At 73.0% G+C, this 13506-nt stretch carries 9 protein-coding genes; 1 reads left to right on the top strand and 8 read right to left on the bottom strand.

The annotated features are described in order from the left end of the window. Positions 1-965: 965 nt before the first annotated feature. The 8 genes from LDL48_RS11355 to LDL48_RS11320 form a co-directional block, all read right to left on the bottom strand. Positions 966-2348: a chitinase gene (locus LDL48_RS11355; RefSeq protein ID WP_225255010.1), complete on the bottom strand. Its 1383-nt coding sequence runs from the start codon at positions 2346-2348 to the stop codon at positions 966-968. A gap of 80 nt (positions 2349-2428) precedes the next feature. Next, positions 2429-3259, bottom strand: coding sequence for a hypothetical protein (locus LDL48_RS11350; protein WP_225255009.1), 831 nt, complete (start codon positions 3257-3259; stop codon positions 2429-2431). Positions 3260-3539: 280 nt separating this feature from the next. Beyond that, positions 3540-6728 (bottom strand): metalloprotease, encoded by a 3189-nt coding sequence (locus LDL48_RS11345; RefSeq protein WP_225255008.1) that lies wholly within the window; start codon positions 6726-6728, stop codon positions 3540-3542. Between the two features lie 233 nt (positions 6729-6961). Then, the gene (locus LDL48_RS11340) at positions 6962-8650 is read right to left on the bottom strand and encodes a S1C family serine protease (protein ID WP_225255007.1); all 1689 of its coding nucleotides are present in this window, start codon (positions 8648-8650) and stop codon (positions 6962-6964) included. Positions 8651-8720: 70 nt separating this feature from the next. Beyond that, the gene (locus LDL48_RS11335; protein ID WP_225255006.1) at positions 8721-10328 is read right to left on the bottom strand and encodes a sensor histidine kinase; all 1608 of its coding nucleotides are present in this window, start codon (positions 10326-10328) and stop codon (positions 8721-8723) included. A 6-nt stretch (positions 10329-10334) separates the two neighbouring features. Next, positions 10335-11048, bottom strand: coding sequence for a response regulator transcription factor (locus LDL48_RS11330; RefSeq protein WP_225255005.1), 714 nt, complete (start codon positions 11046-11048; stop codon positions 10335-10337). Positions 11049-11120: 72 nt separating this feature from the next. Continuing rightward, positions 11121-11798, bottom strand: a complete 678-nt coding sequence (locus tag LDL48_RS11325; protein ID WP_225255102.1) for a lysophospholipid acyltransferase family protein — start codon at positions 11796-11798, stop codon at positions 11121-11123. A gap of 161 nt (positions 11799-11959) precedes the next feature. Continuing rightward, complete coding sequence (locus tag LDL48_RS11320; RefSeq protein WP_225255004.1) at positions 11960-12721, bottom strand: GNAT family N-acetyltransferase; 762 nt, start codon at positions 12719-12721, stop codon at positions 11960-11962. A gap of 106 nt (positions 12722-12827) precedes the next feature. Here LDL48_RS11320 and LDL48_RS11315 point away from each other — a divergent pair, with 106 nt between their 5' ends. Beyond that, positions 12828-13496: a hotdog fold domain-containing protein gene (locus tag LDL48_RS11315; protein ID WP_225255003.1), complete on the top strand. Its 669-nt coding sequence runs from the start codon at positions 12828-12830 to the stop codon at positions 13494-13496. Positions 13497-13506: the final 10 nt, after the last annotated feature.

Below are 13506 nucleotides of genomic sequence, written 5' to 3'. Positions count from 1 at the left end.
GTTCAGGCGCGGTAGTTGCCCGAGTTCCACACGCCGCAACGGACCAGCTGGCGCGCGTGGAGTTCAGGCGCGGTAGTTGCCCGAGTTCCACACGCCGCAACGGACCAGCTGGCGCGCGTGGAGTTCAGGCGCGGTAGTTGCCCGAGTTCAACACGCCGCAACGGACCGGCTGGCGCGCGTGGAGTTCAGGCGCGGTAGTTGCCCGAGTTCAACACGCCGCAACGGACCAGCTGGCGCGCGTGGAGTTCAGGCGCGGTGCGCGCCACTAATGCACACGCCCGGCCAGCTCATAGTGTCGGATGCCGCGAAGTCGTGCGGCTATGGCTCACATACGACCCCAGCACCACAAGATCTACGCAGAGTCGCCGCGGTGAGTTGCAGTCATGGCAGTAAGGAGCGCCAGTCTTGCTCACAGAAGCGCAGTATCGCCACAAAACACCCTGCCAGGGCGCCGACGGACGGAATTCGTCACGCCTGGATTCCGAGACGGCCGACGCCAGCCGCCGGAACGCCAGCCGCCAAAGGGCTCCCCGCCGGCCCACGAGCCGCCGGCCCACGAGCCGCCGAAGCACGAGCCTCCGGAGGGACCACCCGCCGGAGCACGAGCCGCCGAAGCACGAGCCTCCGGAGAGACCACCCGCCGGAGCACGAGCCGCCGGAGCACGAGCCTCCGGAGCACGAGCCTCCGGAGGGACCACCCGCCGGAACACCAGCAACCAGAACAACTCCCCGCCGGAACGCCAGCCGCCGGAAGGGCTCCCCATCGGACGGCCGGCCAGGTGATGCGACTGCCGGCTGATCACCGATGCGGCGGTGCCGGCTGCTCCGGCCGTAGCCGGAGCAGCCGAATCCGAGAAGTCGGGTGGACGTAACGCATTCCCCTATGGGCGCTACCGCCACCGCCGCCGCTCCCCCCGAACCTCGAACGAACGAGCGAACGAGCGGACGAGCCCCGCGGGCGACGCTCAGCCGAGTCCGTTGAGGAAGGGCTCGTGCGCGTTCCGGAACTCCCAGCCGTAGAACCTGTCCCAGTTGATCGACCACGTCATCAGGCCACGGAAGTTCGGGCTGGTGCCGCTGCGCGGGGTGTAGCCGCCACAGTTCGTGCCCTTGACCAGGCAGGTCACCGCCTGCTGCACGCCGGGCGGGGAGACGTACCCGTTGCCCGCGCTGACCGATGACGGCGCACCGAACGCGACCTGGTCGGCGCGCAGGGCCGGGAACACCTGTGCCGCGTTGCCGGCTACCGGGAAGCCGGCCAGCAGCATGTCCGTCATCGCGATGTGGAAGTCGGCGCCGCCCATCGAGTGGTACTGGTTGTCCAGGCCCATGATGGAGCCCGAGTTGTAGTCCTGGACGTGCAGCACGGTGAGGTCGTTGCGCAGGGCGTGGATGACCGGCAGGTACGACCCGGCGCGCGGGTCCTGACCACCCCACGGGCCGGAGCCGTAGTACTGGTAGCCCAGCTGCACGAAGAACGTCTCCGGTGCCATGGTGAGCACGAAGCCGGCGCCGTACCGGGCCTTGAGTGTCCGTAGCGCGGCGATCAGGTTGACGATCACCGGGGTGGTCGGGTTACGGAAGTCGGTGTCGCCGGCGTTCAGGGACAGCGAGTGGCCCTCGAAGTCGATGTCCACGCCGTCCAGGCCGTACCGGTCGATGATCGCGCTGACCGAGCTGACGAACCGGTCCCGTGCCGCCGTGCTGGTGAGCTGCACCTGGCCGTTGGCGCCGCCGATGGAGAGCAGCACCTTCTTGCCGGCCTGGCGCTTGGCCCGGATCGCGTCGAGGAACGCGGCCTCGGTCTCCACACCGGGGCACTCGCTGGCCGGGCAGAGCGCGAAGCGGATGTCGCCGGAGGTAGGTGTGGTCGGTTCGCCGAACGCCAGATTGATGATGTCCCAGTCGGCCGGGACGTCGGCCATCCGCAGGTACCCGGAGCCGTTCGCGAAGCTGGCGTGCAGGTAGCCGATCAGGGCGTGCTTCGGCAGTCCGCCGACCGGCGGCTGGGTGGGCGGGTCGGTCGGCGGATCGGTGGGCGGGTCGGTCGGCGGGTCGGTGGGCGGGTCGGTGGGCGGGTCGGTGGGCGGGGTGGTGCCGCCCTCGCACGCGCCGTTGTCGGCCCAGACTCCCCACTGCCCGCTGGCCGTGGGCACCTCGTTCTGCGTCCACCACTTCGCGGTGTAGTTGCGGCCCTGGTAGGAGGCGGTGTCGTTGCGGACGTAGACGGCCGTGGAACTCCACGCCGGATGGCAGCTCACGGCGGCCGAGGCGGAGGCGGTCAGCGAGACGGCGGAGCCACCGGCGGCGAGGACGGCGGCGAGGACGAGAACGAGGGAGCGGCGCATGGGGGTGGCCTCCACGTCGGTGCATCGACAGTGGAGAAATTATTAGGACTGTTAACTAAGAAAGTCCAGGGGTACGGCCGTCAGGACCCGAAGTATTTTGTCCGGTCCAGCAGGCCGTCGCCGGTGTCGTCGTACATCCGCTTCTCGAAGATGCCGTCGTTGTCCTTGTCGTAGTCGGCGTAGTCCACCCGGTTGTCCGCGTCGGTGTCGTACCCGATGAAGTCGGTCCCGCCGTCGCCGTTGAGGTCGACCAGGATCTCCGCGCCACCGTCCTTGCCGCCGCGGTAGGTGGCCCGGTCCCAGTCGCCGTCGCCGTCGGCGTCGACCCGGTTGCGGTAGCCCTTCGGCGCCTCCCGCTCCTCGGGCTCCGGGGCCGGCGGCGCCTCACCGAGCGCGCTCTGCGGGGCCGCGCCGAGCCGGGACGCCGCCGGAAGGCCGTCCAGGTCGCGCTCCGGCACGTCGCCGAGGCCGGAGCGTACGCCCGCCGTTCCCCCGCCCGTGCCCCAACTCTCCGGCGCCGGGCCGACGCCCTGCGCGGCGACCGGATCGGGCACCGCCTGCGCGGCCTGCTGCGCGACGCCACCCGCCGCGCTGCCGAACTCCGACCACGGGCCGAGCGGTGCGGCGGGCGCCGCGGGGGCGCAGTCGCTCAGCCGGTTGCCCAGCATGCCGGCCAGGCCGCCGGCACCGGCGAACGGAGACATCAGACCGAACGTGCTCGACTTGGTGATCCGCGACTCGACCGCCGCCGAGCCCGCCGCGGTGTCCCCGGCCACCTGCTGACGGAGCAGGTCCGCCTCGCCGTCGGCCAGCGTGTACCCGGACAGGGCCTGGTCCGGGTCGGCCGCCAGCGCGGCGGCGAACGACGGATCGGTGAGTAAACGTTCCAGCACCGCGTCGAAATCGCTCATGGCGAAAAGAGTAGGCCGCCGAGTCGAGCCGCCGGTATCGGATGCCCGACTAATCGAGTTCCGGCATCGCCACCGGTTGCGGGCGGGGCTTGCACGTGCCGCACTGGACCGCGTCCTCGACCACCAGGGCCTCCGCGCGGGCGCGCGACTCGGACCGCATCACCTGCAGGAGGTACGGCCCGAAGCGCGCATGATCCTCACAGAGACCTCGTGCGCAGAACCGACACGATCCCCGTGCCGCCTTGGCACAGAACCAGCAGAGCACCCGCGTTCCTTTCGATCAGCCGATGATGACGGGCGGCACGCTAATGCCCGTGTTGGAGGTGGAGGGGGTGACCTCGCCGTCGCCGCCTTCACCCTCGCCCTCGCCGTCCCCGTCGCCGCTCTCGCTCGGGTCCGGATCGGACGAGGTCGGCGGGGTCGTCGTGGGGGACGTGGGCGGCGTCGTGGTGGGCGTGGTCGGCGGACGCGTCGTCGTCCGGGTCGGGGTCCGCGTGGTCGGCGGCGGATCCTCCGTCTCCTCCTCGTCGTCGTCCGGGTCGTCGACGACCGGCGGGGGCAGCGGACGTGGCTGGACCGGCGCGTCGGTGGTCGGCGGCACGGTGGTGGGCGACGTGGACGGCGTGACCGACGGAAGCTCGCTGGGCAGCTCACTCGGCGTCTCGCTGGGGCCGGCCGCCGGCGGGGTGACCGGCACGCCGTCGCCGCAGGACAGCGCGCCACCGGTGGGCTCGGACCGGGTACCGGCGACGGTGACCCGGCCGGTGGAGACGCTGACCGCGCTCGGCTCCACCGCGTACCAGGCCTCACCGGTGTTGACCACCTCGCCCAGCGGGCGGTTGACCACCAGCGCGAGCGGCCGGAACGCGCCGGACGTGCTGGTCGTGTCGGCCAGCAGCCGGCCGTTGTCGATGGCGAGCGTGGCGTGCGGCGCGCGGGACCGGTTGGTCGCCGTCCACAGGCGGCCCACCTGGGTCCGCGAACCCGGGCAGAGCACCGTGGCGGACCCGCCCTGGAAGGTCAGCCGGCCGGTGGCCGCGGGCGGCACCTCGACCCGGGTGCCGGTCTCGACGTACCGGCGGTCGCCCTCGTCCAGCGCCACCTCCTGGCCGCCGATCAGCGCGATCAGCCGGCCGCGCTCCGCGGTGAGCAGCGCCCGGTTGGTCGGCATCTCGGCCCACGCCGGGCCGGGCACCAGGTTGGCGCCGGTGAGCAGCAACGCGAGCAGGAGCAACAGCAGCACGAGCCACCACAGGCGGCGCTCGAAGCGGCGGTCCACGTCCGGGTCCTCGGTGCCGTCCGGCGGGCCCGGCGGCACGGCCAGCGGCGGGTAGACCCCGCCCGGGTGCACGCCGGCCTGCAGCGCGGTGCGGCCGACGACGGGCGGGCCGGCGACCGGGCCACGGTGGGCGGCGCCGACCAGCGCCGGGAGCGTGGAGGCGTCCGGGATGACCCACAACCGCACCGGGGTACGGCTCTGCGCCACCACCCCGGGGCTGCCGTCGCCGACCGGGCCGACCAGCGTGCCACGGCGCAGTTCCACCCCGTCGGGCATCGCGATGACGCCGGACTCGACGACCACCGCGTGGGTGGGTCCGGGCAGGCTGACCGGCGCGCCCGGGTCCAGGTCCACCGGGTGCGCGGACGCGATCAGCGCCAGCCGTTCGTCCACCGCGAGCGAGGCCAGGGCCGGGGTGTCGGCGAACAGCGCCTCGGCCTCGGCCCGGTCGTTGGGCGGCGGTCCGGGCAGCGGTCCCACCACGGCCGCGACCGTGGCGGTGGGCAGCGAGAGCAGCGTGGTGCCCGCGGTGTACCAGTTCAGCGCGGTGGACCGTCCGGTGAGCGCGTTGGCCAGGCCGACCACGCCGCCCGTGCCGACGTGGTGCCGGATCACGCCGCCGGGGTCGTTGGGCAGGCGGGCCTGCATGGCGCCGTCCACCACCACGTACACCGCGCTCTGCGAGGCGCCGGCCAGCACCACCTGACGGCCGGTGGGCGGATGCATCCAGCGGGCCCGGGAGGCCAGCGCGGCCAGCGCCGGCTCGGGCAGGCCGCCGAGGTCCGAGGCGCGCAGCGCGGCGAGGCGCCGGGGCATGTCCGCCTCGTGTTCCCGCTCGACGGCGGCCAGCCGCCAGCGGCGGAAGGCGCGGGTCAGGCGGCCGACGGCCAGGTAGATCAGCGGCGCGGTCAGGCCCAGCAGCACCAGGATCAACAGCAGCTGGCCGCCGATGCCGCTGTGCCACAGCCCGGTGGTCAGGCCGGAGACGCGGTCGGACCAGATCCGGTACGCCAGGTTCGCCGCGATCACCAGCCAGAGCACCGCGAGCACGCCGTACAGGGCGACGATGCGGCCCTCCCGGTCGAGCATCGACCAGCGCGGCGGGCGCCCGCGCAGCCGGCCGGTCACCCAGGACAGGCCACGGGACCGCAGGTTCGGGATCTCCAGCCAGTCCATCAGCAGGTAGTAGCCGTCGAGCGTGAGGAACGGGTTCAGGTTGAACAGCACGTTCAGGTACCACACGAAGGCGAGCTTGAACGCCAGCGGCCCCAGCCCGGGCACGGCCAGGCCGACCAGCTGCATGATGCCGGCCAGCACCAGCCCGCTCGCCGGTCCGGCCGCGGTGACCAGCATCCGGGCCCGGCGCCCGGCCATCCACACGTCCGTGGTGTCCACGAAGACCGACGGGATGCCGAAATACACCAGTAGGCCGGCGGCCGGGACATGCCGGCCGGCGTGTTTCGTGGCGAGCGCGTGGCCCAGTTCGTGACAGGCCAGTGCCACCACGTTGAGCAGCAGCAGGACGACCGCGCCCAGCAGGTAGGACCCGCCGGACAGGAAGACCGCCTGGCTGCCCCGCCACCAGGTGCCGAGGAACAGCACGGCGCCGACCAGGCTGATCACGGCCAGGGCGATCGCCGAGGCCCGGTGGAACAGGAACCGGCCGCCACCGCGGTAGAGCGCGGTGATCACCGGATCGATGTTGATCATCAACATCCGGCGGCCCCGCGCGGCAGCCAGCAGGCTGCGGCCCATCCGCGCGGCCAGCGGTCGCTGGACGATCTCCTGCAGCGGCCCGAACGCGTCGATCGGGAGTTCCTCGAGCATCCGGTTGCCGGCCAGGTCGGCGACGATGCGGCGGACCTGGTCGGGCGAGAGCCGCCCGGCGATGCGGGCGAACTCGGCGACCAGGCGGGCCACCGTGTACGAGCCGTCCATCATGGTGGCGAGCTGCCACTCCTCCGGCGTGAGCCGCAGGTAGCAGGCGCGCGAGCCGTCGTCCGGCGAGCGCAGCATCACGTACACGGAGCCGCGCACGCTGGTCAGCTCCACCGCCTCGATACCGGCCCGCAGCACCGGGCGGGCCCGGGCCGGGTTGAGCCGCTCGACGACAGCGCCCCACAACCCCGGGTCGGCGGGGCCCGAGGGTGTCCCCGGTTCCCGCCCGGCCAGGGCTTCCCAGACATTCATCCGGGTTTCGACGTGCGTCACTCGAGTCGGCCTTCCACTCCATGCAAACGGCGAATGGAGACTAGGCGTTTCGGCCGTTCAAACGCGAGCCTCAGACGCCTATTCGATAACCGGTTAACCATAAAGCAGGCATAAAGGTGCGGTGGGTGGTCGAGCCAACCCCCTTGGCCCGACCACCCACCGCGTGGGAGGAGGCGCCCGACCGATGGCCCGGGCGGGCGCCGGATGCTTGGTTACTGCGTCTCGGCGAGCGTGGCGGTCACCGTCTTCTCGGCGCCGTCGCGCTTGAACTGGACCGTCACCCGGTCGCCGACCTTGCCGGTCTGCACCACGCCGATCAGGTCGTCCGAGCCGTTCACCGGCTTGCCGTTGATCGCCGTGACGACGTCGCCCTGCTGCAGGCCGGCCTTCGCGGCCGCACTGTCCGGCGTGACCTCCCGGATCAGCGCGCCGCCGCCCTCGACCTCGGCGACCTTGACGCCCAGCGCCGGGTGGCTGACCTTGCGCCCGGCGATCAGATCGCCCGCGACCTGCTTGGCCCGGTTGCTGGGAATCGCGAATCCGACACCGATGTTGCCGGAGCCCTGCCCGGACGTGGCGATCGCGGTGTTGATGCCGATCACCTGACCGTCCGTGTTGACCAGCGCCCCGCCGGAGTTGCCCGGGTTGATCGGGGCGTCCGTCTGCAGCAGACCGGACATCGAGGTGGGCGCCTGCGACTGCTGCTGCTCCTGGCCGCCGAACGGGTTCGGCGGTGCCTGCTGCTCCGGGTTCGAGCGGATGGTGCGGTCCTTGGCGCTGACGATGCCGGCGGTCACCGAGCCGGCCAGGCCGAGCGGGCTGCCCAGTGCCAGCACGGTGTCGCCCACCTGCATCTGGGAGCTGTCGCCGAACGTGGCCGGCTTGAGCCCGGCCGTCTCGCTGGTCTTGACCACCGCGAGGTCGGTCCGCGGATCGGTGCCGACGATGGTCGCGGGCGACTTCTTGCCGTTGGCGAACACCACCTCGACCGCGTCGTTCTGGGCGCTGGCCACCACGTGGTTGTTGGTCAGCACGTAGCCGTCCGTGTTGAGGACGACGCCGGAGCCCTCACCGGAGCCGGTGCCGATCGAGACGACACTGTCCTGCACCAGCGCGGCGATCTGGGCCAGCGACGAGCGGTCCACCATCCGGGTCACCGAGGAGTTGCCGGTCTGGATCGGCGGAGTGCCGTCGGAGTCCATCGCCAGCACGGTGGCCGCACCGACGCCGCCACCGGCGAGCGCGATGAGCACCGCCGCCGCGCCGGCCGCGAAGATCCGTCGGCCGCGTCCGGCGCGGGCCGGGTCACGCTGCTCCACGCCGACCGGCTGGGCCCACGGCGGTGCGCTGTTCTGCGCCGGCTGTTCCGGTCCGGGCTGCTCGTGCCCCGGCTGGTGTGGGTAGGCAGGTGCGCCGGGGTGCTGCTGGTAACCGAAGGGCGTCTGCGTCGGGTACGGCTGGCCGTATCCCGGCTGCTGCGGGGGGCCGTACGGCTGCTGCCCGGCGCGCTGCCACGGCGAGGGTCCCCACGGCCCGCCCTGCGCGGCGCCGGCGCCGACCGGCTGCGGCACGCCCGGCTGGCCGACCGCGGGCTGGCCGGCCGCGGGCTGGCCGGCCGCGGGCTGGCCCGCCGCGGGCTGGCCCGCCGTCGGGTGGGTGACCGTCGGCTGCGCCGCGGTGGGTTCGTCCACCACCGGCTGCGCGGCGGCCGGCTGGTCGACCGTGGGCTGGGCGACCGTGGGCTGGGCCGCGGTCGACTCGTCCGGGGTGGGCTGGGAGGCCGACGGCTCGGACTGTCCCCGCTCCGGGCTGATGCCACCGAAGGGGGCGTCCGCGGGCCGGTGCGACGGCTCCGTGGCGGGAGTCTCGTGCCGCTGCGGGTTGGTCTCGTGCTCGTTCATGAGACCTACCTTGCCCACCGGCACTCGGACATGCCTGTGTCAGGCCTGGATGTTTTCTGTGAATGATGCGTCACTCGGCGGGCGGATCGTCCGGTTCCAGCGCGGGCAGAGTGACCCGGAAGGTGGCGCCCTGCCCCGGTTCGCTGATCACCTCGACGGTGCCGTGGTGCGACCGGACGATGGCCGCCACGATGGCCAGGCCCAGCCCGGCCCCGGTGGCCGCCCGGTCGGTCCGCCGGGTGCGCGCCTCGTCCACCCGGTAGAAGCGCTCGAACACGTGCTCCCGTTGCTGCGGGGACAGCCCCGGCCCGGTGTCCGAGATCTCGATCACCGCGCGGTTGCCGGGCTCGCTGTACAGCCGAAGCGACACCGACGCCTCCGGCGGCGTGTGCACCAGCGCGTTGGTCATCAGGTTGCCGATCACCTGGCGCAGCCGGGCGTCGTCACCGAACGCCACCAGCTTCGACGGCTCGTCGCGGACGTCCAGCTCGATGGCGCGTTCCGGCGCCACCGCCTGCGCCGCCTGCACCGCGTCCACGGCGAGCACCGGAAGTTCCACCGGTGCCAGCCGGATCGGCCGCTCCCGGTCCAGCCGGGCCAGCAGCAGGAGATCCTCGACCAGCAGCCCCATCCGGGCCGACTCGTCCTCGATCCGGCGGACCAGCTTGGCGATCTCCTCCGGGTCGCTGACCGCGCCCTGGCGGTACAGCTCCGCGAACCCGCGGATCGTGGTCAGCGGGGTACGCAGTTCGTGCGAGGCGTCCGCGACGAACTGGCGCATCTTCGCCTCCGAGCGCACCGCACGTGCCTCGGACATCTGCGCGTCCGCGGCGGCGTCCCGGGCCGCGGACTCGGCCGCCCGGGCCGCGGTCTCGGACTGGGCGCGGGCCGTGAACGCGGTCTCGATCTGGGCCAGCATCGCGTTCAGCGCCCGGGACAGCCGGCCCAGCTCGGTCTTCGGATGCGGGCTGTCCGGTTCCGGATCGGGCACCCGGCGGGTGAGGTCGCCGGCCGCGATGGCGGCCGCGGTCTGTTCGATCTCGTCCAGCGGCCGCAGGCTGGTACGCACCACGGCGGCGCCCACCGCGGCCAGCGCGATCAGCACGCCCAGGCCGACCAGCGAGTCGATCCAGATCAGCTGGGTGACCGCGTACTCGACCTCGGACATGTTGCGGCCCACGTACAGCACGTCGCCGTTGGCCACCGTGGTGATCATCATCCGCCAGTGCACGCGCTTGCTGGGCGACACCACGGTGTACGGCTGGTCCACGATCCGGTCGGCGATCTCGTCGACCGTGGTGAAGTACGGCGGCATGTCGTCCGCGCTGAGCTTGGCGTTGTTCCAGTACGCGTCGCCGACGCCGGTGGTGGACCGGACCGCGAACATGTACTCGGTCGGGATGCCGTCCTGCCGCGGGCTGAGCCGGCTGGCGCCACCGGTCGGCAGGACGGTGGCCAGCGACGCGGTCACCGCCCGCAGGTCCCCGTCCAGCCGTTCGAGCAGGTAGCTGCGCAGCGCGAACGTGCTGGACACGCTGATCAGGGTGAGCGCGGCGAACACCAGGGCGAGCAGCGACGCGAGCAGCTTGATCCGCAGCGGGGTACGCCGGAGCTTCGCCGCGAGCTGGCCGGACGGCGGCGCGGACGCCGGAGGCGGTGGTGCCGAGACGGGCTCCACGGCAGCTTAGGCCGCGGGCTTGCGCAGCACGTAGCCGACACCGCGCAGCGTGTGGATCAGGCGCGGCTGCACGTTGTCGACCTTGCGCCGCAGGTAGGAGATGTACGACTCGACGATGTTGTCGTCACCGCGGAAGTCGTACTTCCAGACGTGGTCCAGGATCTGTGCCTTGCTCAGCACCCGGTTGGCGTTCAGCATCAGGTAGCGCAGCAGCTTGAACTCGGTGGGCGAGAGCTGCACCCGCTGGCCCGCGCGGTAGACCTCGTGGGTCTCCTCGTCCAGCTCGAGGTCGGCGAACGTGAGCCGGGACGGCGTGTCGTCGCCGGCCGTGGTGCGGCGCAGCACGGCGCGGATCCGCGCGGTCAGCTCCTCGAGGCTGAACGGCTTGGTCACGTAGTCGTCGCCGCCCAGGGTGAGGCCCCGGATCTTGTCCTCGGTGCCGTCCCGGGCGGTCAGGAACACCACCGGGGTACGCGCGCCGCCCTCGCGCATCAGCCGGATGACCTCGAAGCCGTCGAGGTCGGGCAGCATCACGTCGAGGACGACGAGGTCGGGATTGGCGCTCTTGGCGGCACTGACCGCGGCACTGCCACTGGTCGCGGTGCTGACGTCGAACCCGGCGAAGCGCAGGCTGGCGGAGAGAAGCTCGAGGATGTTGGCGTCGTCCTCGACGACGAGGAGCTTCGCCTCGCTGGGCTTGGACTGGGTCTGGGCGGCCATGGGCCCATCTTTCTCCCAGCCGCTGCACTCCGGCTGCACACCGGCTGAAAGTTTTCTGTGAACCGGCTCGATTCAGGCGGCCAGGTCCAGGGCCGCCGGGGTGAGACCGACCGAGGCCTGCGCGGCCCGGGCCACCATCCGCCGGTCCGCGTCCGCCACCGGGTGCAGCGCCGGGCCGCCGGCCAGGGTCACGGTCAGCCCGCGCAGCGTGGCCACCCGGCGGACGGAGGACCACAGCGTGTCGTCGCCGACGAACGCCGCGGCCGGCGAGTCGTAGGTGATCGCCAGCGGCAGCACCGGCGCACCGGCGTCCACCGCGGCCTGGAACATGGCCGGGCGAAACGCGCCGCGGGTGGCGCCGCAGAACGTCGTACCCTCCGGAAAGACCGCCACCGACCGGCCGGCCCGCAGCGCCGCGGTCACCTCGGCCACCGTCCCCGGCAGCGATTTGGGCCGGGACCGGTCCACGAAGATGGCGCCGGCCGCGCCGGCCAGACCGCCGATGCCGGGCCAGCCGCGGACCTCGCGCTTGGCCACCGGCCGCACCGGCGCGGACGCCAGCAACGCGACCACGTCGAGCCAGGACACGTGGTTGGCGACCAGCAGGCTGCCCGGTCGTACCGCCGGACCACGGCCACGCACCCGGACCCCGAGCGACGCCAGCACGGCACGGGCCAGGGGCCGCACCGCGCGTCCGCGCAGCAGCGGCACGAGCAGCAGACCCAGCACGAGTACGCCGGCCAAGGTCACCAACCGCAACACCGCCCGGCCCGGGTGGACCAGGTCGTCCCCGCCCGGCCGGCACGCCGCACCGCACCCGGAGACCGGCCGCCACACGCTGCTCCCGCTCCCGCTCCGCGACTCGGCGCTCGTCCACCGCGGTGGTCCGGACCGTAGCCTCCCCGCTCCGCTCATCTCGTGGCCCCCAGGAAGTGCCGGCGGTAGCGGGGGTCCATCCGGTCCATGGAGAACAGCACGTAGAAGTCGGCGGTGCGGAAGTCCGGGTCGTAGGCCGGCTCCCCGCACACCCAGCTGCCCAGCCGCAGGTACCCGCGCAGCAGCGGCGGCACCGGCGTGGCCGGGTCGCCGACCAGCTCCGTGCCGGCCAGCCAGGACCGGCGCGGGGTGACCCGCAGGGCGGGCGGCGACAGATGCCGGGCGGAGACCCGGGCCCAGACGCCGGCCGCGGTGTGCCCGCCGTCGTCCAGCGCCACCGAGGCGCAGCCGCCGAGCCAGCGCAGGTTGTTCAGGTGCAGGTAGCGCGCCAGCCCGGCCCACATCAGGTTGACCACGGCGCCGGAGCGGTGGTCCGGGTGCACGCACGAACGCCCGGTCTCGACCAGCTGGTCGCGGAGCGGGCCGAGGCGGCTGAGGTCGAACTCGCCGTCGCCGTACCGGCGGCCGGCCCGGGCGGCGGCCGCGGGCGACAGCATCCGGTACGTGCCGACGACCGCCCCGGTGTTGTCGTCCCGGACGATCAGGTGGTCGCAGTACTCGTCGAACTCGTCGATGTCGCGACCGTCGGCGGCGGTGGGTAGGTGGACGCCGAGTTCGGCGGCGAAGACGTCGTGGCGCAGTTGCTGCGCGGCCGCGACCTGGCTGGCGTCGTCGGCGATCATCAGGGTGTATCCGCTGGTCCCGGTCGAGGCGGGGGCGGTCAGCAGAACTGCCATGTCACCTGTGTAGGGGCCGGACCTGCCGCGGGCGTGTCGGCCGAGGTGGAACCGGGTGTCAAGAAGATGAACGCCGCTCGGTGGTGGCGTGTGAGAGGTTCTGACCATGCACATCCCGGCTCGCTTCAACGGCCCTCCCGGCTCCGGCAACGGCGGCTGGTCGGCCGGCGCGTTCGCGGTCGCGGCCGGCGCCGGCACCGGCGGCGCACCGTTCCAGGTGACGCTGCGGGTGCCGCCGCCGCTGGACACCGAACTGACCCGGTCCGGCGGCACCGTGCTGGCGCCGGACGGCACGCTGGTCGCCGAGGTGGAGGCCGGTGGCGACGCGGGCGAGCCGGTCCCGCCGGTGCCGGTCGAGCGGGCGCGGGCGGCCGCCACGGCGTTTCCGGGCTTCACCGCGCATCCGTTCCCGACCTGCTACGTCTGCGGGCCGGAGCGCCCCGACGGGCTGCGCCTGTTCCCCGGCGGGCTGCCGGACGGACGGACCGCCGCGCCCTGGTCGGTGCCGGCCGACGTCACGGTCGAGACGATGTGGGCCGCGCTGGACTGCCCGGGCGGGTGGTCGGCACTGCACGACGGCCGGACCTACCTGCTGGGCCGGATCACCGCGGCGGTGGATGCCGTGCCCCCGCCGGGCGCGTCCTGCGTGGTGGTCGGGCGCCTGGATGCCATGGTGGGCCGCAAGGCGACCACCTCGTCCACGGTCTACTCCGCGGACGGCACGCCGCTGGCCACGGCCAGGGGCACATGGATCGCCCCCGCTCCGCTACCTTGATCACCCGCAC

Source organism: Jidongwangia harbinensis (genome assembly GCF_020216025.1).
Classification (GTDB): Bacteria; Actinomycetota; Actinomycetes; order Mycobacteriales; family Micromonosporaceae; genus Actinoplanes; species Actinoplanes harbinensis.
The sequence above is the reverse complement of the archived record's forward strand: the minus strand, read 5'-3'. Positions and strand labels throughout refer to the sequence as shown.

Coding starts and splice junctions, on each gene's coding strand:
- LDL48_RS11320 (WP_225255004.1), bottom strand. CDS start 12,721: ATGGCAGTTCTGCTGACCGCCCCCGCCTCGACCGGGACCAGCGGATAC.
- LDL48_RS11315 (WP_225255003.1), top strand. CDS start 12,828: ATGCACATCCCGGCTCGCTTCAACGGCCCTCCCGGCTCCGGCAACGGC.
- LDL48_RS11330 (WP_225255005.1), bottom strand. CDS start 11,048: ATGGCCGCCCAGACCCAGTCCAAGCCCAGCGAGGCGAAGCTCCTCGTC.
- LDL48_RS11350 (WP_225255009.1), bottom strand. CDS start 3,259: ATGAGCGATTTCGACGCGGTGCTGGAACGTTTACTCACCGATCCGTCG.
- LDL48_RS11340 (WP_225255007.1), bottom strand. CDS start 8,650: ATGAACGAGCACGAGACCAACCCGCAGCGGCACGAGACTCCCGCCACG.
- LDL48_RS11345 (WP_225255008.1), bottom strand. CDS start 6,728: ATGAATGTCTGGGAAGCCCTGGCCGGGCGGGAACCGGGGACACCCTCG.
- LDL48_RS11355 (WP_225255010.1), bottom strand. CDS start 2,348: ATGCGCCGCTCCCTCGTTCTCGTCCTCGCCGCCGTCCTCGCCGCCGGT.